Here is a 21,955-nt window from a genome sequence, read left to right as displayed (position 1 = left end):
TGCGTTGCAGCATGTCGTTTTTGGCCGTCAATGGTCGGGCCGAGGGGACCGGTGTGCCATGGCTCTGGCAGATACGGGACAGGAACAGGCCAGAGGAGTCGCCCGGAAATGAAAACGCATGTGAAGGTTCTTGTCGTCGGGGGCGGCGCGGTCGGGTGCGGCATCGCCTATCATCTGGCGAAGGCCGGGTGGGAGCCGCTGCTGGTCGAGCGGGACGAGCTGACCGCCGGATCGACCTGGCACGCCGCCGGTCTGCTGCCGCTGTTCAACATGGGCTACGCGACCAGCCATATCCACGATTATTCGGTCAAACTGTATGCAGGGCTTGAGGCCGAGACCGGGCTGAATGCCGGTTTCACGCGCTGCGGCAACCTGCGGATGGCGCAGACAGATGCGCGGATGGATGAATACATGCTGTATTCCTCGACCGCCGAGACCATCGGCATCGAGCATCAGTTCCTGACCCCGCAGCAGATCAAGGATCGCTGGCCGCTGGTCAATACCGACGGGCTGAAGGGCGCGCTGTTCCATCCCACCGACGGTTACATCAATCCCGCCGACGTGACCCAGGCGATGGCCAAGGGCGCACGCATGGCCGGCGCCACGATCGAGCGCAAGCTGCAGGTCAACGGCTACGCCTGGACCGGTTCGGAGTGGATCGTCACCTGCGAGAAGATGATCGAGAAGGGCGGCAACCTGGTCCCCTCGGGCGAGACGTTCGAGATCCGGGCCGAACATGTCGTCACCGCCACCGGCAACCATGCGCAGCGCACAGCGCGGCTTCTGGGCATCCGCATTCCGGCGATTCCTGTCGAACACCAGTTCATCGTCACCGAGCCCGACCCCGCGCTGCTGAAATGGCGCGCCGACGGCAACCCGGAACACCCGGTCCTGCGCGACGCCGATGCGAAATGGTATGTCCGCGAGGAACGCGGCGGCTGGATCCTTGGCCCCTACGAGGAAGGCGCACCGGCGCGCTTCCCCTACGAGGTGCCCGACAGCTTCCGGGCCGATCTGTTCCCGCTGGATCTGGAACGGATCGAAGAGGAATACATGTCGATGATCCATCGGCTGCCATCGTCGGAAGAGGTCGGGCTGAAGGATGATTTCAACGGCCCGATCTGCTATACGCCCGACGGCAACCCGCTGGTCGGACCGGCGCCCGGACTGCGCAACATGTGGCTGGCCGAGGGATTCAGCTTCGGCATCACGGCGGCGGGCGGCGTTGGCCATTACCTGACCCAGATGATGACCCAGGGCGAGGCCGAGATCGACATGGCGTCGCTGGACCCGCGCCGCTTCGGGTCGTGGATGACCACCGAATATGCGGTGAAGAAGAACGAGGAAAGCTATTCCCACGTCTTCATCCTGCATCATCCCGACGAGGAACGCGACGCGGCGCGGCCGCTGCGCACCTCGCCGGCCTATGACCGCCAGAAGGCGCGCGGCGCGCAGTTCGGGCAGGTGAACGGATGGGAACGGCCGAACTATTACGGGCCGGTCGATGCCCCCGCCGATTTCGATCACAATGCCCGCAACTTCCGGCGCGGCGGCTGGTGGCAATACGCGAAGGCCGAAGCCGAGGCGGTCCGAGAAGCCGCCGGCCTGATCGACGCCACCGCCTTCGCCAAGCACATGGTCACCGGACCGGGCGCGACGGCGTTCCTGGACTGGCTGACCACGAACAAGCTGCCCAAGGTGGGCCGCATCAACCTGACCTATGCGCTGACCCAGACCGGCACGACCCGCACGGAATACACCATCGTGCGGCTGGACGAGGATCGGTACTACCTTGTCTCGGCGGGTGCGTGGGAAGATTACGACGGCGACAACCTGATGAAGTCGGCCGAGGATTTCATGGCTGCGGGTGGTGCCTTCGTGGCGATCCAGAACGTGACCACGCAATGGGGCGTCTTCGCCATCGCGGGTCCGAAATCGCGTGAGATCCTGTCGAAGCTGATCCGCGATCCGCAGCCCGAGACCGCCCTGTCGAACAAGCGGTTCCCATGGCTGTCGGCCCGCAGGATCGAGCTGGGGATGGTGCCTGTGAACGCGATTCGCGTCGCCTATACGGGTGAACTGGGCTGGGAGCTGCACCACCCGATCGAGATGCAGAACCACCTGTTCGACAACCTGATGCGGGAAGGCGAGCCGCTGGGACTGAAGCTGGTCGGCGCGCGGGCGCAGAACTGGCTGCGGCAGGAAAAATCCTATCGCGCCTTCGGCACCGAACTGGGCCGCGACGCGACCCCGCTGGAGGCCGGGCTGGATCGGTTCGTCGATCTGTCCAAGGACTTCAAGGGCAAGGCGGCAATGCAGGAGGTCGGTATCCGCAGCAAATGCGTAACCCTGCTGATCGACGGGCCTTCGGACGCCGATCCCTGGGGCCGCGAGGCGTTGTTCCTGGATGGTGAGAAGATCGGGCGACTGACCTCGGGCGGCTATTCCGCCGCCTTCGGCAAGCAGATCGGCATGGGCTATGTCCGCCCCGATCTGGCCGAGCCGGGCACCAAGCTGAAGGTGCGGATGTTCCGCGACCTGTATGACGCCGAGGTGACCGAGGACAGCCCTTACGATCCCACCAACGCCAAGATCCGCGTCGACGGCTGACCCTGCGCTCGGGCAACGCGCCCTGTGTTCGATTTGCCCGCCCGCCGAAATCCGGCGGGCGGGCATCTGCATTCGGCGTCAGCGAACCAGGAACACCGAGATCTTCGCGTAGCGTGCCACATGACCGCCATGCGACGCAAAGACATGGTCCATCAATCCGGGAATATGTGTCGCCATCACGATCAGGTCGGTGCCGCTTTCGTCTGCCGCGTGCAGCAGCTGCTGCGACATTTCCGATGTCGGATCGCTGCATATGATGGCCTGACTTTCGACCGCAAGACCACTGCGCGACGCCAGTTCCTTGGCTGCGGCGGACAGTTTCTGGCGAAATTCCTGCGGGTTGTGGGCGATGCTGCTGGGATGGTCGCTTTCGACGCTGACCAGGAGAATGTCGGCGTCATGGCTGCGGGCAAGTTCCATCGCAATTTCGATCGGGCGCGCCATCTTGTCCCAATGTGACAGGTCGACGGGAATCATGATCTTGGAAAACATCGGATCTGCCTTTCGGTTGCCTTCGCACCGGTGGCATCGATCGGGAACAACGTCGCGGTAACCGAATGGCCGACCGGCGCGATGACCTTATCCTGCAGGACGCCCGCAAGGTGGTCAAGCGTTGCCCGGACAGGGGCTTTCCCTGCGAATGCAAAAGGCCGGACCCGAAGGTCCGGCCTTTTTGAATTGGAGCGGGCGATGAGATTCGAACTCACGACCCTAACCTTGGCAAGGTTATGCTCTACCCCTGAGCTACGCCCGCATCCTGTCCGAAGCTGTCTTCGCCTTCGGTGAGCGGTGATTTATGGGACCGCGCCGGGGCGTGCAAGGGGAAATTTCCGGATCGACGCGGTTTTTTTCGCCGCATTGACAGATCATCCGCCCACAGCGCATTTTCGGCCATCAGGACAGGGGTGACCGCGTGAACACAACCGAGCAGCTGCGCGAGTTCGTGCGCCAATCGCTTGAGGACGGTCACGACCGGGCTGCGATCGCCGCTGCGATGGCTGATGCCGGATGGTCCGAGGTCGAGGTTCGGACCGCGCTGGCGGCGTGGGCAAAGCCGCAGGGGATGCCCCCGGTGCCGCTGCCGCAGCACCATGTGTCGGCCCGCGAGGCGGTGTTCCACGCGCTGATGTTCGCGGCGCTTGCAATGGTGACGTGGCATCTGCTGCAGCTGGGATTCGCGGTGATCGATGCGCTGATTCCCGATCTGACCGACCTGTCCGTCGGGCGCGGAACGATGCGCTGGTCGATTGCGGCGCTGTTGGGTTTCCTGCCGTTGTTTCTGTATCTGGACCGCCGCGCGGTCCGCGCGGTGCCGCGCGGCGAGGGGGGGCGCGGGTCTTCGCTGCGGCGGCTGTTCGCCTCGGTCACGCTGCTGATCGCACTGCTGACTCTGATGGGCGATCTGGTCGCTGCGATCTATGCACTGCTGTCCGGCGGGCTGACGCTGCGGTTCATCGCCAAGGCCGTGCTTGTCGCGGTGATCGCGGGGCTGGTGCTAGTCTATTACCGGAGCGATTTGGATGACTGACCGGCGGCAGGGCTGGGCGGTCTGGACGATCACGGCCGTCGCGGTCGCGCTGATCGGCACGGGTCTGGTGTTCAGCGGCGGGCCGATGCAGGGCAGGGCCGAGCGGCGCGATGCGGTGCGAATGCACGACCTGAACGCGGCGCAGACCCAGGCCATCTGCCGGGCGTTCGAGGCGGGCGCGGCGACGGCGGACCTGGCCCCCACCGCCGCCTGTCCTGAAACGCTGCGCCTGACCGATCCCTTTACCGACCGGCCCTATCGCATCGAGATGGTGGATGCCGACAATCTGCGGTTCTGCGCGGTCTTCGAACGTCCCGATCACGCGACCGCCTACCCGAACCTGACGGACGGGGCAGAGCCGGGGGAATCCTGCCTGATCCACCGCCTGCCGCAGGATCTGGATCGCGGCACGCGCGGCTGAAGGTTCAGTCGCGGCCGATACGGCCCAGATGCGTGTCCCGAAAGCCTGCGGCCGTCTTCAGCCCGTATCCCAATGCCCGGTCGATGCCGACATGCGCCATCCAGATGCCGCCCGCCGCGATCAGGTCGGGTGCCCCGATCATCAGACCCAGCAGCGCCAGGATCAGCCCGTTGGCGTAAAGATGCGCGGCGTTATAGACCGCCGCGCCGATCCGGGGGCCGGCCAGATAGCCCAGCATCGAGACGTCGGGCGCCAACAGCGCCAGGGGCCAGACCCACAGCGGCCAGCCGGACTGGGTGAACCCGGCCAGCGCAATGGACGCGGTGAAGATCCCCGCGCCCTCGACCCTCTGCCAGACGACCGGGGTCATTCCGCTGCGCGTATTCGGACGGGTTTCAGCATCTGCGCAAGATAGCGTCCGGTGTGGCTGGCCTCGACCCCGGCCACCTGCTCGGGCGTGCCGGTGGCAACGATCTCGCCACCGCCATCGCCGCCTTCGGGGCCGATGTCGATGATCCAGTCGGCGGTCTTGATGACGTCCAGATTATGTTCGATCACGATGACGGTGTTGCCCTCGTCCACCAGATGATGCAGCACCTCCAGCAGCTTGCGGACATCCTCGAAATGCAGGCCGGTGGTGGGTTCATCGAGGATATACAGCGTCCGGCCGGTGGACCGACGGCTGAGTTCCTTGGACAGCTTCACCCGCTGCGCCTCGCCGCCCGACAGGGTCGTTGCCTGCTGGCCGACCTTGATATAGCCAAGGCCCACCTGCATCAGCGCGTCCATCTTTTCACGGATCGACGGGACGGCGGCAAAGAAGGTCTGCGCATCCTCGACCGTCATATCAAGAACGTCGGCTATGCTTTTGCCCTTGAAGCGGATTTCCAGCGTCTCGCGGTTGTAGCGCTTGCCCTTGCAGGTCTCGCATTCGACATAGACGTCGGGCAGGAAATGCATCTCGATCTTGATGACGCCGTCGCCCTGACACGCCTCACAGCGACCGCCCTTGACGTTGAAGCTGAAGCGGCCGGGCTTGTAGCCGCGCGCCTTCGATTCGGGCAGGTTTGCGAACCAGTCGCGGATCGGGGTGAAGGCGCCGGTATAGGTGGCGGGGTTCGACCGGGGCGTGCGGCCGATGGGGCGCTGGTCGATGTCGATGACCTTGTCCAGATGTTCCAGCCCCTTGATCGTCTCGCAGGGCGCGGGCGTCTGGCGCGCGCCGTTCAGGCGCAGCGAGGCAGTCTTGAACAGAGTCTCGATGGTCAGAGTGGACTTGCCGCCGCCCGAAACCCCGGTGACGCATAGGAATTTCCCCAACGGGAAATCGGCGGTGACGTTCTTCAGGTTGTTGCCGGTCGCCTTGACGACGCTGACCTTCTTGCCATTGCCGTTGCGGCGGTCCGAGGGCACCGCGATTTCCCGCTGGCCCGACAGATACTGGCCGGTCAGGCTGGCCGGGTCGGCGGCGATCTGGTCCGGCGTGCCGTGACTGACCACCGTGCCGCCATGGACACCTGCGCCGGGGCCCATGTCGAAGACATAGTCTGCGTGGCGGATCGCGTCCTCGTCATGTTCCACGACCAGCACCGAATTGCCCTGATCGCGCAGGTTCATCAGCGTTCGCAGCAGCCGGTCATTGTCGCGCTGGTGCAGCCCGATCGACGGTTCGTCCAGCACATATAGCACGCCGGTCAGTCCGCTGCCGATCTGGCTGGCCAGCCTGATCCGCTGACTTTCGCCGCCCGACAGTGTGCCGGCGGCGCGCGACACGGTCAGGTAGTTCAGCCCGACATTGACCAGGAAGCCCAGACGTTCGCGAATTTCCTTGAGGATCGCGGCGGCGATCTCGTTTTTCTGTTTCGACAGATGTGCGGGCGCGTTCTCGACCCAATCCAGCGCATCCTGGATGGAAAGTTCGACGACCTGGCCGATATGGTTGCCCGCGATCTTCACGGCCAGCGCCTCGGGTTTCAGGCGATAGCCGGCGCAGGCGCCGCAGGGGCGGTTGTTCTGATACCGCTCGAATTCCTCGCGCACCCACTGGCTGTCCGATTCGCGCAGCCGGCGTTCCATGTTGGGGATCACGCCCTCGAAGACGCGGCTGATTTCATAGACGCGGCCCGCATCGTCGAAGCGGAACTTGATCTCGTCCTTGCCGGACCCGCGCAGGAACATCTGCTGCACCTTGTCGGGCAGATCCTTCCAGGGCGTCTTCTTTTCGAAACCGTAATGCTTGGCCAGCGCATTGATGGTCTGGGTCAGATAGGCGGATTTGGACTTGGCCCAAGGCAGGATCGCGCCCTTGTCCACCGACAGGCCTGCGTCCGGGACGACCAGGCGTTCGTCGAAGAACAGTTCGACCCCCAGCCCGTCGCAGACCGGGCAGGCCCCGAAGGGGGCGTTGAAGGAAAACAGGCGCGGTTCGATTTCGGGGATGGTGAAACCGCTGACCGGGCAGGCGAAATTTTCGGAAAACGTGATGCGCTCGGGCTGGGCATCGTCGCCGGTCGGCGCCGTTTCCAGCACCGCGATGCCGTCGGCCAGATCCAGTGCGGTGCGCAGACTGTCCGCCAGACGGGTTTCCAGACCCTCGCGCACGACGATCCGGTCCACGACCACGTCGATATTCTGGCGGAACTTCTTGTCCAGCGTCGGCGGTTCGTCCAGGTCGTAAAATTCGCCGTTCACCTTGACGCGCTGGAAGCCCTGCTTCCTGAGTTTAAGAAATTCCTTGCGATATTCGCCCTTTCGGTCGCGCACGATGGGCGCCAGAAGATAGGCGCGGGTGCCGTCTTCCATCGACATGATGCGGTCCACCATGTCCTGAACCTGCTGCGCCTCGATCGGCAGGCCCGTGGCGGGCGAAAAGGGGGTGCCGGCGCGGGCGAACAGCAGCCGCAGATAATCGTAGATTTCCGTGACGGTGCCCACGGTTGAGCGTGGGTTCTTCGAGGTCGTCTTCTGTTCGATGCTGATCGCCGGGGACAGACCGCTGATATGGTCCATGTCCGGCTTGCCCATCATGTCCAGGAACTGCCTTGCATAGGCCGACAGGCTTTCGACATAGCGGCGCTGGCCCTCGGCGTAGATCGTGTCGAAGGCAAGGCTGGATTTTCCGCTGCCCGACAGGCCGGTGATGACGACCAGCTTGTCGCGCGGAATGTCCATGTCCACGCTTTTCAGATTGTGCTCGCGCGCGCCGCGAACCTCGATGAACTTCTGTTCCATGAGCGAGCCTTTGACCGACCAAGCGCATCACATAATCAGACGCGGTGAAAAAGCAACCGATTGCTGTGAACATAAAGTGAACTTCCGGGGCACCGCAACCTTGTTTGTCCCGTCGCGGCGTCGCGGCAGGAGGGATCGCAAGGCTGCGTGTCAGCCTTTTGCCGGACTCGTCTTGCCGGGCATTTGCTGTATCTCTGCGCGCCGAACGCGATGGCTGCGTGCTAGCGCTTGCGCTGCGATGCAGCATGGTTAGGATACCGCAAGCGGAAAAAGGGGGATCAGCATGTTTCAGAAAATCCTTGTGGCGAACCGTGGCGAGATTGCCATTCGGGTCATGCGGGCGGCGAACGAACTGGGCAAACGCACGGTCGCGGTCTTTGCCGAGGAGGACAAGCTGGGCCTGCACCGGTTCAAGGCCGACGAAGCCTACCGGATCGGCGAAGGGCTGGGGCCGGTCGCGGCCTATCTGTCGATCCCCGAGATCATCCGCGTCGCCAAGGAATGCGGCGCCGACGCGATCCATCCGGGTTACGGTCTGCTGTCCGAAAACCCCGATTTCGTCGATGCCTGCACCGAGGCCGGGATCACATTCATCGGCCCCAAGGCGCAAACGATGCGGGCGCTTGGCGACAAGGCCAGCGCGCGGCGCGTGGCCATCAAGGCGGGCGTGCCGGTCATTCCCGCGACCGAAGTCCTGGGCGAGGATTTCGACGCCATCAAGAAGGAAGCGGCCCAGATCGGTTACCCCCTGATGCTGAAGGCCAGCTGGGGCGGCGGCGGTCGCGGCATGCGCCCGATCAACAACGAAGCCGAGCTGGTCGAGAAGGTCCGCGAAGGGCGGCGCGAGGCCGAGGCGGCATTCGGCAATGGCGAGGGCTATCTGGAAAAGATGATCCTGCGCGCGCGCCACGTCGAGGTGCAGTTGCTGGGCGACACGCATGGCGGCCTTTACCACCTTTATGAACGCGATTGCACGGTGCAGCGCCGCAACCAGAAAGTCGTCGAGCGCGCGCCCGCGCCCTATCTGACCGACGAGCAGCGCGAGGAAGTCTGCGCGCTGGCGCTGAAGATCGGCCAGGCGGTCGGCTATGAATGCGCGGGCACGGTCGAATTCCTGATGGATATGGACAGCCAGCAGTTCTACTTCATCGAGGTGAACCCGCGCGTGCAGGTCGAACATACCGTGACCGAGGAAGTCACCGGAATCGACATCGTCCAGGCCCAGATCAAGATCATGGAAGGCGCCACCCTGGCAGACGCGACGGGGGCGGCGTCGCAGGATGACATCACCCTGTCGGGCCATGCGCTGCAATGCCGGGTGACGACCGAGGATCCGCAGAACAACTTCATCCCCGATTACGGCCGCATCACCGCCTACCGGTCCGCGACCGGCATGGGCATCCGTCTGGATGGCGGCACCGCCTATGCGGGCGGCGTCATCACGCGCTATTACGATTCGCTGCTGGTCAAGGTCACGGCATGGGCGCAGACGCCGGATCAGGCGATCAAGCGGATGGACCGGGCGCTGCGCGAGTTTCGCGTGCGCGGGGTCTCGACGAACATCGATTTCGTCATCAACCTGCTGAAGCACCCCACCTTTCTGGATGACACCTACACGACCAAGTTCATCGACACGACCGATGATCTGTTCACCTTCAAGAAGCGCCGCGATCGGGCCACGAAGATCCTGACCTATCTGGCCGATATCAGCGTGAACGGGCATCCCGAAACCGCTGGCCGGGCGCTGCCTCCGGCGCAGGCTCGTCCGCCGCTGCCACCCGTGGCCAGGGCCGAGCCTGCCGCGGGCACCCGCCAGATGCTGGAGGAAAAGGGCGCCCAGGCGGTCGCCGACTGGATGGCCGCGCAAAAGCAGTTGCTGATCACCGACACGACGATGCGCGACGGGCACCAGTCGCTGTTGGCCACGCGGATGCGGTCGATCGACATGATCCGCGTCGCGCCCAGCTATGCCGCCAATCTGCCGCAGCTGTTCAGCGTCGAATGCTGGGGTGGCGCGACGTTCGACGTGGCCTACCGGTTCCTGCAGGAATGCCCCTGGCAGCGGTTGCGCGACATCCGCGCCAAGATGCCGAACCTGATGACGCAGATGCTGCTGCGCGCGTCGAACGGGGTCGGCTACACGAACTATCCCGACAATGTGGTGCAGTTCTTCGTGGGGCAGGCGGCCAGATCCGGCGTTGACGTGTTCCGCGTCTTCGACAGCCTTAACTGGGTCGAGAACATGCGCGTCGCGATGGATGCGGTGATCGAATCCGGCAAGATCTGCGAGGGCACAGTCTGCTATACCGGCAACATGCTGGATCCCGACCGGTCCAAATACGACCTGAAATACTATGTCGGGATGGCGCAGGACCTGAAGGAAGCCGGCGCGCATGTGCTGGGCCTGAAGGACATGGCGGGGCTGCTGAAACCTGCCGCGGCGACAATACTGATCAAGGCGCTGAAGGAAGAGGTCGGCCTGCCGGTTCATTTCCACACCCACGACACCAGCGGCATGGGCGGCGCGACGATCCTTGCCGCGGCTGCGGCGGGCGTTGATGCGGTCGATTGCGCGATGGATGCGCTGTCGGGCAATACCAGCCAGCCGACCATGGGATCGGTCGTCGAGGCGCTTGCCCAGACCGACCGCGACACCGGGTTGGACATCGGGGCGATCCGCGCGATCAGCAATTACTGGGAACGCGTGCGCGAGAACTATGCAGCCTTCGAATCGGGCCTGCAGTCGCCTGCATCCGAAGTCTATCTGCACGAGATGCCGGGCGGGCAGTTCACCAACCTGAAATCGCAGGCGCGGTCGATGGGCCTCGAGGATCGCTGGCACGAGGTGGCGCAGGCCTATGCCGATGTGAACCGGATGTTCGGCGACATCGTCAAGGTCACGCCGTCCTCGAAGGTGGTGGGCGACATGGCGTTGATGATGGTGTCCCAGAACCTGACGCCCGAGGACGTGATGAACCCGGACAAGGACATGTCCTTCCCGGATTCGGTCGTGGACATGATGCACGGCAATCTGGGGCAGCCGCCGGGCGGCTGGCCCGAGGCGATCCAGAAAAAGGTGCTGAAGGGCGAGGCCCCGATCACCGACCGGCCCGGCGCGCATCTGGCGCCGGTCGATATCGAGGAGACCCGTGCCGAACTGCGCAAGCAGCTGGAGGGCAAGGCGGTCGATGATGAGGATCTGAACGGCTATCTGATGTATCCCAAGGTGTTCCTGGATTACATGGGCCGGCACCGGACCTATGGCCCGGTCCGCACCCTGCCGACCCGGAATTTCTTTTACGGGATGGAGCCGGGGCAGGAGATCACCGCCGAGATCGACCCCGGCAAGATTCTGGAAATCCGCCTGCAGGCGATCGGCGAGACCGACGAGAAGGGCGAGGTGAAGGTCTTCTTCGAACTGAACGGCCAGCCGCGTTCGATCCGGGTGCCGAACCGCAAGGTGGCGGGCAGTGCAGCGGCGCGGCCCAAGGCCGATCCGGCGAACGAAAGCCATGTTGGTGCGCCGATGCCGGGCGTCGTGGCCTCGGTCGCGGTCAGCGCGGGGCAGGCGGTCAAGCAGGGCGACATGCTGCTGACCATCGAGGCGATGAAGATGGAAACCGGCATCCACGCCGACCGCGACGGCACCATCAAGGCCCTGCATGTCGCCGCGGGCCAGCAGATCGACGCAAAGGATCTGATGGTCGAGTTCGAATAGAATCGCGCCCTTGTGGGGCTGAACCATCGGCGCATCCCCAGGGCATGTGAATGGACCGCGCATCTGATCTTTTGACAGATGCGCGGTCCTTGTCTGTTCATCGCTGCGCGGCAGTCCGTCCGCTGTCAGGCCAAGCAGTCCCGGTGCGGCGTGAAGGGGCCACCCGATCTTGCGAAAATCAGGCAATCGCGCGCTGCGAAATCGCTTGTGCAACCCGCAAATCCCGGCTTTTCGCGGTCCTGCGTCGGGCCGCCGCCCGTTGACCCCGGTGGCCGTCAGGTCTAAACCGACCCTAGCCAACCCGTCGCGGGGCAGCCACTGATCCCCGCGACCGACAAGGGGATCTTGCCCGTGGAATCTATGCTGCAGGAATATCTGCCCATCCTCGTCTTCGCGGCAATGGCCGGTGCGCTGGCCCTGGTGCTGATGCTGGCCGCCGTGGTCGTCGCGATCCGCAATCCCGATCCTGAAAAGGTCAGCGCCTATGAATGCGGGTTCAACGCATTCGATGACGCCCGGATGAAGTTCGATGTGCGGTTCTACCTTGTGTCCATCCTGTTCATCATCTTCGATCTGGAAGTGGCCTTCCTATTCCCATGGGCGACCAGCTTCGCCTCGTTGTCGGATGCGGCCTTCTGGTCGATGATGGTCTTCCTGGGTGTGCTGACGGTGGGCTTTGCCTATGAATGGAAGAAGGGGGCGCTGGAATGGGCGTGATGACCGGGGCCAATACCGCCGGGGCGGACCGCGAATTCGCGACCAAGTCCCTGAACGCGGAACTGCAGGACAAGGGCTTTCTGCTGACCACGACCGAGGACATCATCAACTGGGCGCGCAACGGATCGCTGCACTGGATGACCTTCGGTCTGGCCTGCTGCGCGGTCGAGATGATGCAGACATCCATGCCGCGCTATGACGTCGAGCGTTTCGGCACCGCGCCGCGCGCCTCTCCGCGCCAGTCGGACCTGATGATCGTGGCGGGCACGCTGACCAACAAGATGGCGCCCGCGCTGCGCAAGGTCTATGACCAGATGCCCGAGCCGCGCTATGTGATCAGCATGGGCAGCTGCGCCAATGGCGGCGGGTATTACCACTACAGCTATTCGGTCGTGCGCGGCTGCGACCGGATCGTTCCGGTCGATATCTATGTGCCGGGCTGCCCCCCCACCGCCGAGGCGTTGCTGTACGGCATCCTGCAACTTCAGCGCCGCATCCGGCGCACCGGCACGCTGGTGAGGTGATCCATGGCCATCTATCCCGATCTCGATGCGCTGGAACAGCTGGCCGAACATGTAAAGATGCGGCGCGCGGACGCGGTGCTGGATGCCAGGGTCGAACTGGACGAACTGACCGTGACCTCGACGGTCAGCGGTCTGCTGGACCTGGTCGAATTCCTGCGCACTGACAGTTCCTGCCGCTTCTCGACGCTGGTCGATATCACCGCCATCGATTATCCGGCGCGGTCGCAGCGCTTCGAGGTGGTCTGGCATTTCCTGTCGATGTATCAGAATCACCGCATCCGCGTGAAGGTCAGCGTCCGCGAGGACGAGATCGTGCCCTCGCTGATCAAGATCCATCCGGCCGCCAACTGGTTCGAGCGCGAGATCTTCGACATGTTCGGGATCCTGTTCTCGGGCCACCCGGACCTGCGCCGCCTGCTGACCGATTACGGGTTCCGCGGCCACCCGCTGCGCAAGGATTTTCCGACCACCGGCTATGTCGAGGTGCGGTATGACGAATCCGAGAAACGCGTGGTGTACGAGCCGGTGAACCTGACCCAGGAATACCGCCAGTTCGATTTCCTCTCGCCATGGGAGGGCGCGAAATACGTGCTGCCGGGCGACGAGAAGCAGGGGGCGAAGTGATGGACGGCGATATCCGCAACAATGTCTATGACGATGGCAGCGCCGATCAGTTGACCGGCGAACAGCGAATCCGCAACTTCAACATCAACTTCGGCCCGCAACACCCCGCAGCGCACGGTGTTTTGCGGATGGTGCTGGAGCTTGACGGCGAGATCGTGGAACGCTGCGATCCGCATATCGGCCTGCTGCATCGCGGCACCGAAAAGCTGATGGAAAGCCGCACCTATCTGCAGAACCTGCCCTATTTCGACCGTCTCGATTATGTGGCGCCGATGAACCAGGAACATGCCTGGTGCCTGGCGATCGAGAAGCTGACGGGCACGCTGGTGCCGCGTCGCGCCAGCCTGATCCGGGTTCTGTATTCGGAAATCGGCCGCATCCTGAACCACCTGCTGAACGTCACCACACAGGCCATGGACGTGGGCGCGCTGACGCCGCCGCTGTGGGGGTTCGAGGAACGCGAAAAGCTGATGGTGTTCTATGAACGTGCCTGCGGGGCGCGACTGCACAGCGCCTATTTCCGGCCCGGCGGCGTGCATCAGGACCTGCCGCCCGAACTGATCGACGATATCGAGGCGTGGTGCGATCCGTTCCTGAAGGTGATGGACGATCTTGACGGCCTGCTGACCGAGAACCGGATCTTCAAGCAGCGCAACGTCGATATCGGCATCGTCAACCAGCAGGATGCGCTGGACTGGGGCTATTCGGGCGTGATGGTGCGCGGGTCGGGCATGGCGTGGGATTTGCGGCGCTCGCAGCCCTATGAATGCTATGACGAATTCGACTTTCAGGTGCCGGTCGGCAAGAACGGCGACTGCTATGATCGCTATCTGTGCCGAATGGAGGAAATGCGGCAGTCGGTGCGCATCATCCGTCAGGCGATCGACAAGCTGCGCGCCCCAGACGGGCAGGGCGACATCCTGTCGCGCGGCAAGGTGACGCCGCCAAAGCGTGCCGAGATGAAGCGCGACATGGAAAGCCTGATCCACCACTTCAAGCTGTACACCGAGGGCTTCCGCGTTCCGGCCGGCGAGGTTTATGCCGCCGTCGAGGCGCCGAAGGGCGAGTTCGGCGTCTATCTGGTCAGCGATGGCAGCAACAAGCCATACCGGGCCAAGCTGCGCGCGCCCGGTTTCCTGCATCTGCAATCCATCGACTGGATGGCCAAGGGTCACATGCTGGCAGATGTTTCCGCAATTATCGGCACGATGGATATCGTGTTCGGAGAGGTTGACCGCTGATGCTGCGCCGTCTTTCCCCCGTCCAGCCGGACAGTTTCGAATTCACCGCCGCGAACCTGGAATGGGCGCGGGCGCAGATGACCAAATACCCGGAAGGCCGCCAGCAATCGGCGATCATTCCGGTGCTGTGGCGGGCGCAGGAACAGGAAGGATGGCTGTCGCGTCCGGCCATCGAATACTGCGCCGAACTGCTGGGTATGCCCTATATCCGGGCGCTTGAAGTCGCCACATTTTACTTCATGTTTCAGCTTCAGCCCGTTGGTTCTGTTGCAAATATCCAGATTTGTGGCACCACCAGCTGCATGATCTGCGGGGCCGAGGATCTGATTGCCGTCTGCAAGCGCAAGATTGCGCCGACCCCGCACACGGTTTCGGCGGACGGCAAGTTCAGCTGGGAAGAGGTTGAATGCCTGGGCGCCTGCGCGAATGCGCCGATGGCCCAGATCGGCAAGGATTACTACGAGGATCTGACGCCCGAGAAACTGGAGGAGCTGATTGACGCGTTTTCGGACGGGCAGGTCCCGGTGCCGGGGTCGCAGACGGGGCGTTTTGCTTCCGAGCCCGCGTCGGGTCTGACCAGCCTGACCGACCGCGACGGCAGCTCTGCCAATGCCAGCGTGACGCTGGCCACCGAACTGGGCGAGACGATCAAGCGGATCGACGGGTCCGAGGTGCCGATCCTGACCAAATGGCTGCGCCGAGAGCGTCCGGCCGCCGCCCCTGATGACCAAAGCGGCGTCGATACCGCGCCCGAGATCGAACCACGCCCGTCCGACAACGAACCCGCCGACAAGACCGGCGTGACCGAACAAGAGGCGCAGGCTGCATCGCCCGCCCGCCCGCGTTCGGATATCGAACCCGAAGGCGTGCGGGCCCAAGAGAAGGATGCCCCCGCCGAGGCCCGCGGGGAAACGGCCTCAACGGGTTCGGCGGAAGAAGCGGGCCGCCGGCCCGAGGGGCTCGATGCCCCGAGGGACGGCACCCCTGATGATCTGAAGCGGATCAAGGGGATCGGGCCGAAGCTGGAAGAAGTGCTGAACGGCATGGGGTTCCACCATTACGATCAGATCGCCGCATGGGGTCCGGCCGAGCTTGCCTGGGTCGACGACAATCTTGAGGGCTTCAAGGGGCGGGCCAGCCGCGACGAATGGGTCGCGCAGGCCAGGACGCTTGCCGATGGCGGCGAGACCGATTTCTCGGCCCGCTCGGATCGGGGTGACGACGACAAGGAGTAATGGACGGAAACGCCCGACCGGGCGCCATACGGGAGATAGCCATCGATGCCGAACGCGACCTGCACCAGAAACTGTTGGATCACCGCCGCCGGGCTGGGCCTGCTGGTCTGGATCTTCACGGCGGGCTTCGGGCCGCTGCGCTGGTTCGAGGGGCTGTTTCTGGGCATCGTCGCCCTTGCCGTCTTCGGGGTTTTCCTTGTCTGGCTGCTGTGCCGCGGCGTTCCCGCCATGGACAGTGCCGATTGGCACCCCGAGACGCACAGCACCACCCCCGAGCAGGATCAGGAACTGCGCCCGCGCGGCGTCGCGTCGCTGGCGACCGAAGGTTTTCTTGGCTCGGCACAGGGCGATCAGGCCCATCCGGTCGCGCCTTCGGGTGATGCGCAGCCATCCTCGGAACCCGGTGAGCGCAATGGCGTCGAACGCAACGATATCTATGGTGCCGCGAGCCCGAAGGTTGCGAGGAATGATGGCGGCGACGAAACACCCGACGACCTGAAGGAGATCAAGGGGGTCGGTCCGAAGCTGGAAGAGACGTTGCACGAACACGGCGTGACCCGTTTCGACCAGATCGCCGCATGGGACGATGGCGACATCGACCATTACGCCGAACTGATCGGTAGGATGGGCGGACGCATTCGCAGCGATGACTGGGTCGGGCAGGCCAGGACGCTTGCCGATGGCGGCGAGACCGAGTTTTCGAAGCGTGTCGAAGAAGGTGGCGTCTATTGATGGCGGAATCGCGGGATCAGGATGCGGGGCAGATGCGGCTGGCGGCCGTGGTCATCGCCGTCGCGATGGTCGCGTGGATCGCGGTGCAGTGGCTTGGCGGCCACTATGGCTGGGCGGCGAAATGGGCCTTCCTGGCCGATCTGGCCGCCATTGGCGCTTTTGTCTGGTCGCTGATCGTGACCTGGCGTATCTGGCGGCGCAGAAACGATGCGTGACGCCCGGATGAAAAGGATCGGAAGTTAGATGCTGAAAGACCAGGATCGCATTTTCACCAACCTCTACGGCATGGGTGATCGCAGCCTGAACGGCGCCAAGTCGCGCGGCCATTGGGACGGCACCGCCGACATCATCGCGCGCGGTCGCGACAAGATCATCGAGCAGGTCAAGGCCTCGGGGCTGCGCGGTCGCGGCGGGGCGGGTTTCCCGACCGGTCTGAAGTGGTCGTTCATGCCCAAGGAATCGGACGGCAGGCCCGCCTATCTGGTCATCAATGCCGACGAATCTGAACCCGCGACCTGCAAGGACCGCGAGATCATGCGCCACGATCCGCATACGCTGATCGAGGGGGCACTGATCGCCAGCTTCGCAATGAACGCCCATGCCTGCTATATCTATATCCGCGGCGAATATATCCGCGAGAAAGAGGCGCTGCAGGCTGCCATCGACGAATGCTATGATGCGGGGCTGCTGGGTGGCAACGCTGCCGGGTCGGGTTGGGATTTCGACCTCTATCTGCATCACGGCGCCGGCGCCTATATCTGCGGCGAGGAAACCGCACTGCTGGAAAGCCTGGAGGGCAAGAAGGGCATGCCCCGCATGAAGCCGCCGTTTCCGGCCGGCGCGGGGCTGTATGGCTGCCCGACGACGGTGAACAACGTCGAATCCATCGCCGTCGTGCCGACCATCCTGCGCCGCGGGGCAGAGTGGTTCGCGGGGTTCGGGCGTCCGAACAACGCGGGCGTCAAGCTGTTCGGCCTGACCGGTCATCTGAACAATCCCTGCGTGGTCGAAGAGGCCATGTCGATCAGCATGAAGGAGCTGATCGAGAAACATGGCGGCGGCGTTCGCGGCGGCTGGAAGAACCTGAAGGCGGTGATCCCGGGCGGTGCGTCCTGTCCTGTCATCACCGCCGAGCAATGCGAAAACGCCATCATGGATTACGACGGCATGCGAGAGCTGAAATCCAGCTTCGGCACCGCCTGCATGATCGTGATGGATCAGCAGACCGACGTCATCAAGGCGGTCTGGCGGCTTGCCAAGTTCTTCAAGCATGAAAGCTGCGGACAGTGCACGCCCTGCCGCGAAGGCACCGGCTGGATGATGCGGGTGATGGAGCGTCTGGTCAGCGGACAGGCCGAGGTCGAGGAAATCGACATGCTGCTGGATGTCACCAAGCAGGTCGAGGGTCATACGATCTGCGCCCTTGGCGACGCGGCCGCATGGCCGATCCAGGGCCTGATCCGCAATTTCCGCGAAGAGATCGAGGATCGCATCAAGGCGAAACGCACCGGGCGCATGGGGGCGATGGCGGCGGAATGATCGAAGGCATGCATCTTGCCCAGTTGAATGTCGGGCGCCTTCTGGCGCCGACCGACGATCCGCGCGTGTCCGAGTTCATGGGCGCGCTGGATCGGGTCAATGGCATGGGCAAGCGGATGCCGGGTTTCGTTTGGATGATGGAAGGGTCCGGCGAGCCGGGGACCGGCAATACCCAGAACAGCATTGGGGACGATCCACAATTCGTGGCCAACCTGACCCTCTGGGAAGATGTCGAAAGCCTGGAACAATTTGTCTGGCAGACCGTCCACCGGCAGTTCTACGAACGCCGTGCCGAGTGGTTCGAACTGATGGGACAGACGCATTTCGTGATGTGGTGGGTGCCTGTTGGCCATCGACCGACACTTGACGAGGCGTTGTCGCGACTGGACCATCTGCGCAGCAATGGCGACAGCGATCATGCGTTCGGCTGGTCCTGGCTGGAACAGGCGCGGCTGTGGCGGACGCGCGGTTGCGACAGGGTGGCGGGTTGATGGCAGAACGTGCGGCATATGTTCACGTCCGGCGCACGGGGTCGTGTGGGGCAGGCCGGTCTTTCGGCTGCTATGGCAGGGGTCATCAAAGAGGAAAGGTGACAGCCATGAGCAAACCGAACCGCAACCGCATGGCGGCCGCGATGGTCGCGACCCTGGCACTGACCGGAACGCAGGCCGTCGCGCTGGAACCGTTGGCGCAGGAAAAATACATCAACGACCGCCTGATCGCGGCGCGCATCGCGGACCGGATCCGGCGCGAATGCCCGTCGATCGATGCGCGCATGATCTATGCTTTCATGCAGGCGCGTGAACTGAAAAAATACGCCCGCGGCAAGGGTTATTCCGAGGCGCAGATCGACGCGTTTCTGGACAGCCGCGCGGACAAGGACCGCATCTACGCCGTGGCCGAGGATTATATGGCCAGGAACGGCGTGACAGCGGGCGACGCGGAAAGTTTTTGCCGCCTCGGGCGGGAAGAAATCGCACGCGGAACGGTCACCGGATCGCTTCTGAGTGCCAAGTAAGGATAGCAATGATGGCCGAATTGCGGACAATCAAGATCGACGGCAATGAGATCGAGGTCGATCCCAATCTGACGCTGATCCAGGCCTGCGAGCAGGCCGGGGTCGAAATTCCGCGTTTCTGTTATCACGAACGGCTGTCGATCGCCGGCAACTGCCGGATGTGCCTGGTCGAGGTGGTGGGCGGCCCGCCCAAGCCAGCCGCCAGTTGCGCGATGCAGGTCAAGGATCTGCGGCCCGGCCCCGAGGGCGCCCCGCCCGAGGTCCGGACCAACAGCCCGATGGTCAAGAAGGCCCGCGAGGGCGTGATGGAATTCCTGCTGATCAACCATCCGCTGGACTGCCCGATCTGCGACCAGGGCGGCGAATGCGACCTGCAGGACCAGGCAATGGCTTACGGCGTCGATTTCAGCCGCTATCGCGAGCCCAAGCGCGCCTCTGAGGAGTTGAACCTCGGCCCGCTGGTGGAAACCCACATGACGCGCTGCATCAGTTGCACCCGCTGTGTGCGGTTCACGACCGAGGTCGCGGGCATCACCCAGATGGGTCAGACCGGCCGTGGCGAGGACAGCGAGATCACCAGCTACCTGAACGAAACGCTGGCCTCGAATCTGCAGGGAAACATCATCGACCTGTGCCCCGTCGGTGCGCTGGTCAGCAAACCCTATTCCTTCACCGCCCGGCCTTGGGAATTGACCAAGACCGAGACCATCGACGTGATGGACGCGCTGTGCAGCACTATCCGCGTGGACACCAAGGGCCGCGAGGTCATGCGCATCCTGCCGCGCAACCATGACGGCGTGAACGAGGAATGGATCAGCGACAAGACCCGGTTTGTCTGGGACGGGCTGCGCCGCCAGCGGCTGGACAAACCCTATATCCGCGAGAACGGAAAGCTGCGCCCGGCAACATGGCCCGAGGCGCTGACCGCCGCGGCCCGCGCCATGCACGGCAAGAAGATCGCAGGGCTGGTCGGTGATCTGGCCCCGGTCGAGGCCGCGTTCAGCCTGAAGAAGCTGATCGAGGGCATGGATGGTCATGTCGAATGCCGCACCGATGGTGCACGCCTGCCGGCGGGCAACCGCAGCGCCTATGTCGGCACGGCGCGGATCGAGGACATCGATACCGCCGCGATGATCCAGCTGATCGGGACTAACCCGCGCGAGGAAGCGCCGGTGCTGAATGCCCGGATCCGCAAGGCCTGGGCGCATGGCGCACAGATCGGGCTGGTCGGCGAGGCGGTCGATCTGACCTATGACTATTCCCATGTCGGCAATGATCGTGCGGCGTTGGAAAGCCTGTCGTCGCGCGAGATCAGCGACGAGACGCGCGAGAAATCCAGCATCGTGATCGTCGGACAGGGCGCCATACGCGAGGCCGACGGCGAGGCGGTCCTGGCCCACGCGATGAAGCTGGCCCAGAATTCCAACTCGAAACTGCTGATCCTGCATTCCGCCGCAAGCCGCGTCGGCGCGATGGATGTGGGCGCGGTGACCGAGGGCGGGCTGCCCGCCGCGATCGACGGCGCCGAAGTGATCTACAATCTTGGCGCGGATGAGGTCGAAATCGCCGACGGCGCCTTCGTCATCTATCAGGGCAGCCACGGCGATCGCGGCGCGCACCGAGCCGACATCATCCTGCCCGCGGCCTGCTATACCGAAGAAAACGGCCTGTTCGTGAACACCGAAGGCCGTCCGCAGCTTGCCATGCGCGCGAATTTCGCGCCCGGCGAGGCCAAGGAAAACTGGGCCATCCTGCGGGCGTTGTCGGCGGAACTGGGTCAGCAGCTGCCCTGGGACAGCCTGGCGCAGCTGCGCCGCGCCCTGATCGAGGCGGTGCCCCATCTGGCCCGGATCGACGTGGTGCCCGAGAACGAATGGCAGGCGCTGCAGATCGCGGATCTGGGCAAGGCCAGCTTTGCCTACCCGGTCAAGGATTTCTACCTGACCAACCCGATCGCGCGCAGTTCGCCCCTGATGGCGGAATTGTCGCGCATGGCAGCGGCGCGCCACGCGCCCGCGATTGCGGCGGAGTAACGGCATGCGGCCGGTCCTTCGCAAATATCTGGTCCTAGCCGGCGCCGCCCTTGCGGTGACCGGGCTGTCGGGATGTTTCAGCGGAACCAAAGATGACGGTCGGCCCAAGCCGAAGCCCGCACAGGTCACGGCCAACCTGTCCACGCCCAATCGCGGCAAGGGCGAAGCGCCGCTGACGCTGGCGCGGATCTCGACCAAGTCGGGCGAGATCCTGATCCTTGAACCCGATGGCAGCGTCACCACGATGGAACTGGACAGTGCCGAAGGCCGCGATGCCTTTGCCGTCACCGAGGCCGACCTTGCGGCGCTGAACGCGAATCTGGATCTTAATCTGGGCGGGCTGGTGGCCAGCAACCTGCCGCGCGAGAAAACCGCGCAGGAAAAGGCCATCGAGGAGTTCGCCAAGCGGACCCAGCCCGCGTTGCCCGAATGGAAGCAGGGCACCGTGATCGCGCCCGAGGATTTCATCGGCACGCGGGTGGTCGCACTTGGCGAAGGCAAGCAGTCTGATCTGGTCGAAGTGACGGCAAATCTGCGCGAAGGGGTGGACGCCGATATTGCCTTTTCGTATGCCACCTGCGCGTTGGCAGGCTGGGCCAGGGCCGAGGGCGCGAATTATGGGCGTCATATCCGGACCTTGCAGCAGACGCGGAACGGCAAGCTGCTGGTCGGAGCCGCCTTCACGATCTCGGACGACAAGCCGCTGGGTCTGCGGGTGATGGAAACGAATGAGACCTTGCGCGAATGCAAGGCACGCGGCATTCCCGCGGCGTAAGCGAAAAGG

The 21,955-nt window shown here is 64.0% G+C and carries 19 protein-coding genes and 1 tRNA gene; 16 read left to right on the top strand and 4 right to left on the bottom strand.

Annotated features, from left to right (window positions below; translation table 11 throughout):
* The first annotated feature begins 108 nt into the window (after window positions 1-108).
* Window positions 109-2,610 (top strand): GcvT family protein, encoded by a 2,502-nt coding sequence (locus MU516_RS07465; protein WP_260276582.1) that lies wholly within the window; start codon window positions 109-111, stop codon window positions 2,608-2,610.
* Between the two features lie 78 nt (window positions 2,611-2,688).
* Here the strand turns inward: MU516_RS07465 and MU516_RS07460 are convergent, their stop codons facing one another.
* Both MU516_RS07460 and MU516_RS07455 read right to left on the bottom strand, forming a co-directional pair.
* Window positions 2,689-3,102, bottom strand: coding sequence for a universal stress protein (locus MU516_RS07460; RefSeq protein ID WP_260276581.1), 414 nt, complete (start codon window positions 3,100-3,102; stop codon window positions 2,689-2,691).
* 187 nt (window positions 3,103-3,289) lie between these two features.
* A tRNA-Gly gene (locus tag MU516_RS07455) sits at window positions 3,290-3,364 on the bottom strand.
* 159 nt (window positions 3,365-3,523) lie between these two features.
* Between MU516_RS07455 and MU516_RS07450 the strand changes: the two genes are divergently transcribed.
* Entirely contained in the window at window positions 3,524-4,138 is a 615-nt protein-coding gene (locus tag MU516_RS07450) for a DUF5671 domain-containing protein (RefSeq protein WP_260276580.1), read from the top strand.
* Window positions 4,131-4,559, top strand: a complete 429-nt coding sequence (locus MU516_RS07445) for a hypothetical protein (protein WP_260276579.1) — start codon at window positions 4,131-4,133, stop codon at window positions 4,557-4,559. Before MU516_RS07450 ends, MU516_RS07445 begins: the two co-directional genes overlap by 8 nt.
* A 4-nt stretch (window positions 4,560-4,563) precedes the next feature.
* Here the strand turns inward: MU516_RS07445 and MU516_RS07440 are convergent, their stop codons facing one another.
* Window positions 4,564-4,929: a DUF4260 domain-containing protein gene (locus MU516_RS07440; protein WP_260276578.1), complete on the bottom strand. Its 366-nt coding sequence runs from the start codon at window positions 4,927-4,929 to the stop codon at window positions 4,564-4,566.
* Window positions 4,926-7,790 (bottom strand): excinuclease ABC subunit UvrA, encoded by a 2,865-nt coding sequence (gene uvrA / locus MU516_RS07435; protein WP_260276577.1) that lies wholly within the window; start codon window positions 7,788-7,790, stop codon window positions 4,926-4,928. Before uvrA ends, MU516_RS07440 begins: the two co-directional genes overlap by 4 nt.
* Window positions 7,791-8,073: 283 nt before the next feature.
* On the opposite strand from uvrA, the gene MU516_RS07430 reads away from it, so the two are divergent.
* From MU516_RS07430 to MU516_RS07370, 13 genes are all read left to right on the top strand, one after another.
* On the top strand, window positions 8,074-11,508 hold the full coding sequence (locus MU516_RS07430; protein WP_425606818.1) for a pyruvate carboxylase: 3,435 nt from the start codon (window positions 8,074-8,076) through the stop codon (window positions 11,506-11,508).
* Between the two features lie 351 nt (window positions 11,509-11,859).
* Entirely contained in the window at window positions 11,860-12,225 is a 366-nt protein-coding gene (locus tag MU516_RS07425) for an NADH-quinone oxidoreductase subunit A (protein WP_260276576.1), read from the top strand.
* A complete protein-coding gene (locus MU516_RS07420; RefSeq protein ID WP_209057466.1) occupies window positions 12,225-12,749 on the top strand; it encodes a NuoB/complex I 20 kDa subunit family protein in 525 nt (174 codons plus the stop codon). The genes MU516_RS07425 and MU516_RS07420 overlap by 1 nt, the downstream gene beginning before the upstream one ends.
* A gap of 3 nt (window positions 12,750-12,752) precedes the next feature.
* Window positions 12,753-13,373: an NADH-quinone oxidoreductase subunit C gene (locus tag MU516_RS07415; protein WP_209057451.1), complete on the top strand. Its 621-nt coding sequence runs from the start codon at window positions 12,753-12,755 to the stop codon at window positions 13,371-13,373.
* On the top strand, window positions 13,373-14,614 hold the full coding sequence (locus MU516_RS07410; protein WP_260276575.1) for an NADH-quinone oxidoreductase subunit D: 1,242 nt from the start codon (window positions 13,373-13,375) through the stop codon (window positions 14,612-14,614). The genes MU516_RS07415 and MU516_RS07410 overlap by 1 nt, the downstream gene beginning before the upstream one ends.
* Entirely contained in the window at window positions 14,614-15,849 is a 1,236-nt protein-coding gene (locus tag MU516_RS07405; protein ID WP_260276574.1) for an NADH-quinone oxidoreductase subunit E, read from the top strand. Before MU516_RS07410 ends, MU516_RS07405 begins: the two co-directional genes overlap by 1 nt.
* Before the next feature lie 45 nt (window positions 15,850-15,894).
* Window positions 15,895-16,581 carry a hypothetical protein gene (locus MU516_RS07400; RefSeq protein WP_260276573.1) on the top strand — a complete coding sequence of 229 codons (687 nt, stop codon included), beginning with the start codon at window positions 15,895-15,897 and terminating at the stop codon, window positions 16,579-16,581.
* Window positions 16,581-16,796, top strand: coding sequence for a DUF5337 family protein (locus MU516_RS07395; RefSeq protein ID WP_209057443.1), 216 nt, complete (start codon window positions 16,581-16,583; stop codon window positions 16,794-16,796). Before MU516_RS07400 ends, MU516_RS07395 begins: the two co-directional genes overlap by 1 nt.
* Window positions 16,797-16,824: 28 nt before the next feature.
* Complete coding sequence (gene nuoF / locus MU516_RS07390; RefSeq protein ID WP_260276572.1) at window positions 16,825-18,120, top strand: NADH-quinone oxidoreductase subunit NuoF; 1,296 nt, start codon at window positions 16,825-16,827, stop codon at window positions 18,118-18,120.
* Complete coding sequence (locus tag MU516_RS07385) at window positions 18,117-18,611, top strand: DUF3291 domain-containing protein (RefSeq protein WP_260276571.1); 495 nt, start codon at window positions 18,117-18,119, stop codon at window positions 18,609-18,611. The genes nuoF and MU516_RS07385 overlap by 4 nt, the downstream gene beginning before the upstream one ends.
* A 107-nt stretch (window positions 18,612-18,718) precedes the next feature.
* Window positions 18,719-19,138 (top strand): DUF5333 domain-containing protein, encoded by a 420-nt coding sequence (locus MU516_RS07380; protein ID WP_260276570.1) that lies wholly within the window; start codon window positions 18,719-18,721, stop codon window positions 19,136-19,138.
* An 11-nt stretch (window positions 19,139-19,149) separates the two neighbouring features.
* Complete coding sequence (nuoG, locus tag MU516_RS07375) at window positions 19,150-21,171, top strand: NADH-quinone oxidoreductase subunit NuoG (protein ID WP_260276569.1); 2,022 nt, start codon at window positions 19,150-19,152, stop codon at window positions 21,169-21,171.
* Window positions 21,172-21,175: 4 nt separating this feature from the next.
* The gene (locus MU516_RS07370; RefSeq protein WP_260276568.1) at window positions 21,176-21,946 is read left to right on the top strand and encodes a hypothetical protein; all 771 of its coding nucleotides are present in this window, start codon (window positions 21,176-21,178) and stop codon (window positions 21,944-21,946) included.
* Window positions 21,947-21,955 lie beyond the last annotated feature (9 nt).

It is taken from the genome of Paracoccus maritimus (genome assembly GCF_025195095.1).
In the GTDB taxonomy this organism is placed as follows: Bacteria; Pseudomonadota; Alphaproteobacteria; order Rhodobacterales; family Rhodobacteraceae; genus Paracoccus; species Paracoccus maritimus.
Note: the sequence above shows the minus strand (reverse complement) of the source record. Positions and strands in the feature narration are given on the sequence as shown.

Excerpts from the sequence above, each read along its gene's own strand:
- MU516_RS07465 (WP_260276582.1), top strand. The coding sequence starts at position 109 with ATGAAAACGCATGTGAAGGTTCTTGTCGTCGGGGGCGGCGCGGTCGGG.
- nuoG (WP_260276569.1), top strand. The coding sequence starts at position 19,150 with ATGGCCGAATTGCGGACAATCAAGATCGACGGCAATGAGATCGAGGTC.
- MU516_RS07385 (WP_260276571.1), top strand. The coding sequence starts at position 18,117 with ATGATCGAAGGCATGCATCTTGCCCAGTTGAATGTCGGGCGCCTTCTG.
- MU516_RS07370 (WP_260276568.1), top strand. The coding sequence starts at position 21,176 with ATGCGGCCGGTCCTTCGCAAATATCTGGTCCTAGCCGGCGCCGCCCTT.
- MU516_RS07415 (WP_209057451.1), top strand. The coding sequence starts at position 12,753 with ATGGCCATCTATCCCGATCTCGATGCGCTGGAACAGCTGGCCGAACAT.
- MU516_RS07420 (WP_209057466.1), top strand. The coding sequence starts at position 12,225 with ATGACCGGGGCCAATACCGCCGGGGCGGACCGCGAATTCGCGACCAAG.
- MU516_RS07395 (WP_209057443.1), top strand. The coding sequence starts at position 16,581 with ATGGCGGAATCGCGGGATCAGGATGCGGGGCAGATGCGGCTGGCGGCC.
- nuoF (WP_260276572.1), top strand. The coding sequence starts at position 16,825 with ATGCTGAAAGACCAGGATCGCATTTTCACCAACCTCTACGGCATGGGT.
- MU516_RS07410 (WP_260276575.1), top strand. The coding sequence starts at position 13,373 with ATGGACGGCGATATCCGCAACAATGTCTATGACGATGGCAGCGCCGAT.
- MU516_RS07380 (WP_260276570.1), top strand. The coding sequence starts at position 18,719 with ATGAGCAAACCGAACCGCAACCGCATGGCGGCCGCGATGGTCGCGACC.
- MU516_RS07460 (WP_260276581.1), bottom strand. The coding sequence starts at position 3,102 with ATGTTTTCCAAGATCATGATTCCCGTCGACCTGTCACATTGGGACAAG.
- MU516_RS07400 (WP_260276573.1), top strand. The coding sequence starts at position 15,895 with ATGCCGAACGCGACCTGCACCAGAAACTGTTGGATCACCGCCGCCGGG.
- uvrA (WP_260276577.1), bottom strand. The coding sequence starts at position 7,790 with ATGGAACAGAAGTTCATCGAGGTTCGCGGCGCGCGCGAGCACAATCTG.
- MU516_RS07440 (WP_260276578.1), bottom strand. The coding sequence starts at position 4,929 with ATGACCCCGGTCGTCTGGCAGAGGGTCGAGGGCGCGGGGATCTTCACC.
- MU516_RS07430 (WP_425606818.1), top strand. The coding sequence starts at position 8,074 with ATGTTTCAGAAAATCCTTGTGGCGAACCGTGGCGAGATTGCCATTCGG.
- MU516_RS07405 (WP_260276574.1), top strand. The coding sequence starts at position 14,614 with ATGCTGCGCCGTCTTTCCCCCGTCCAGCCGGACAGTTTCGAATTCACC.
- MU516_RS07445 (WP_260276579.1), top strand. The coding sequence starts at position 4,131 with ATGACTGACCGGCGGCAGGGCTGGGCGGTCTGGACGATCACGGCCGTC.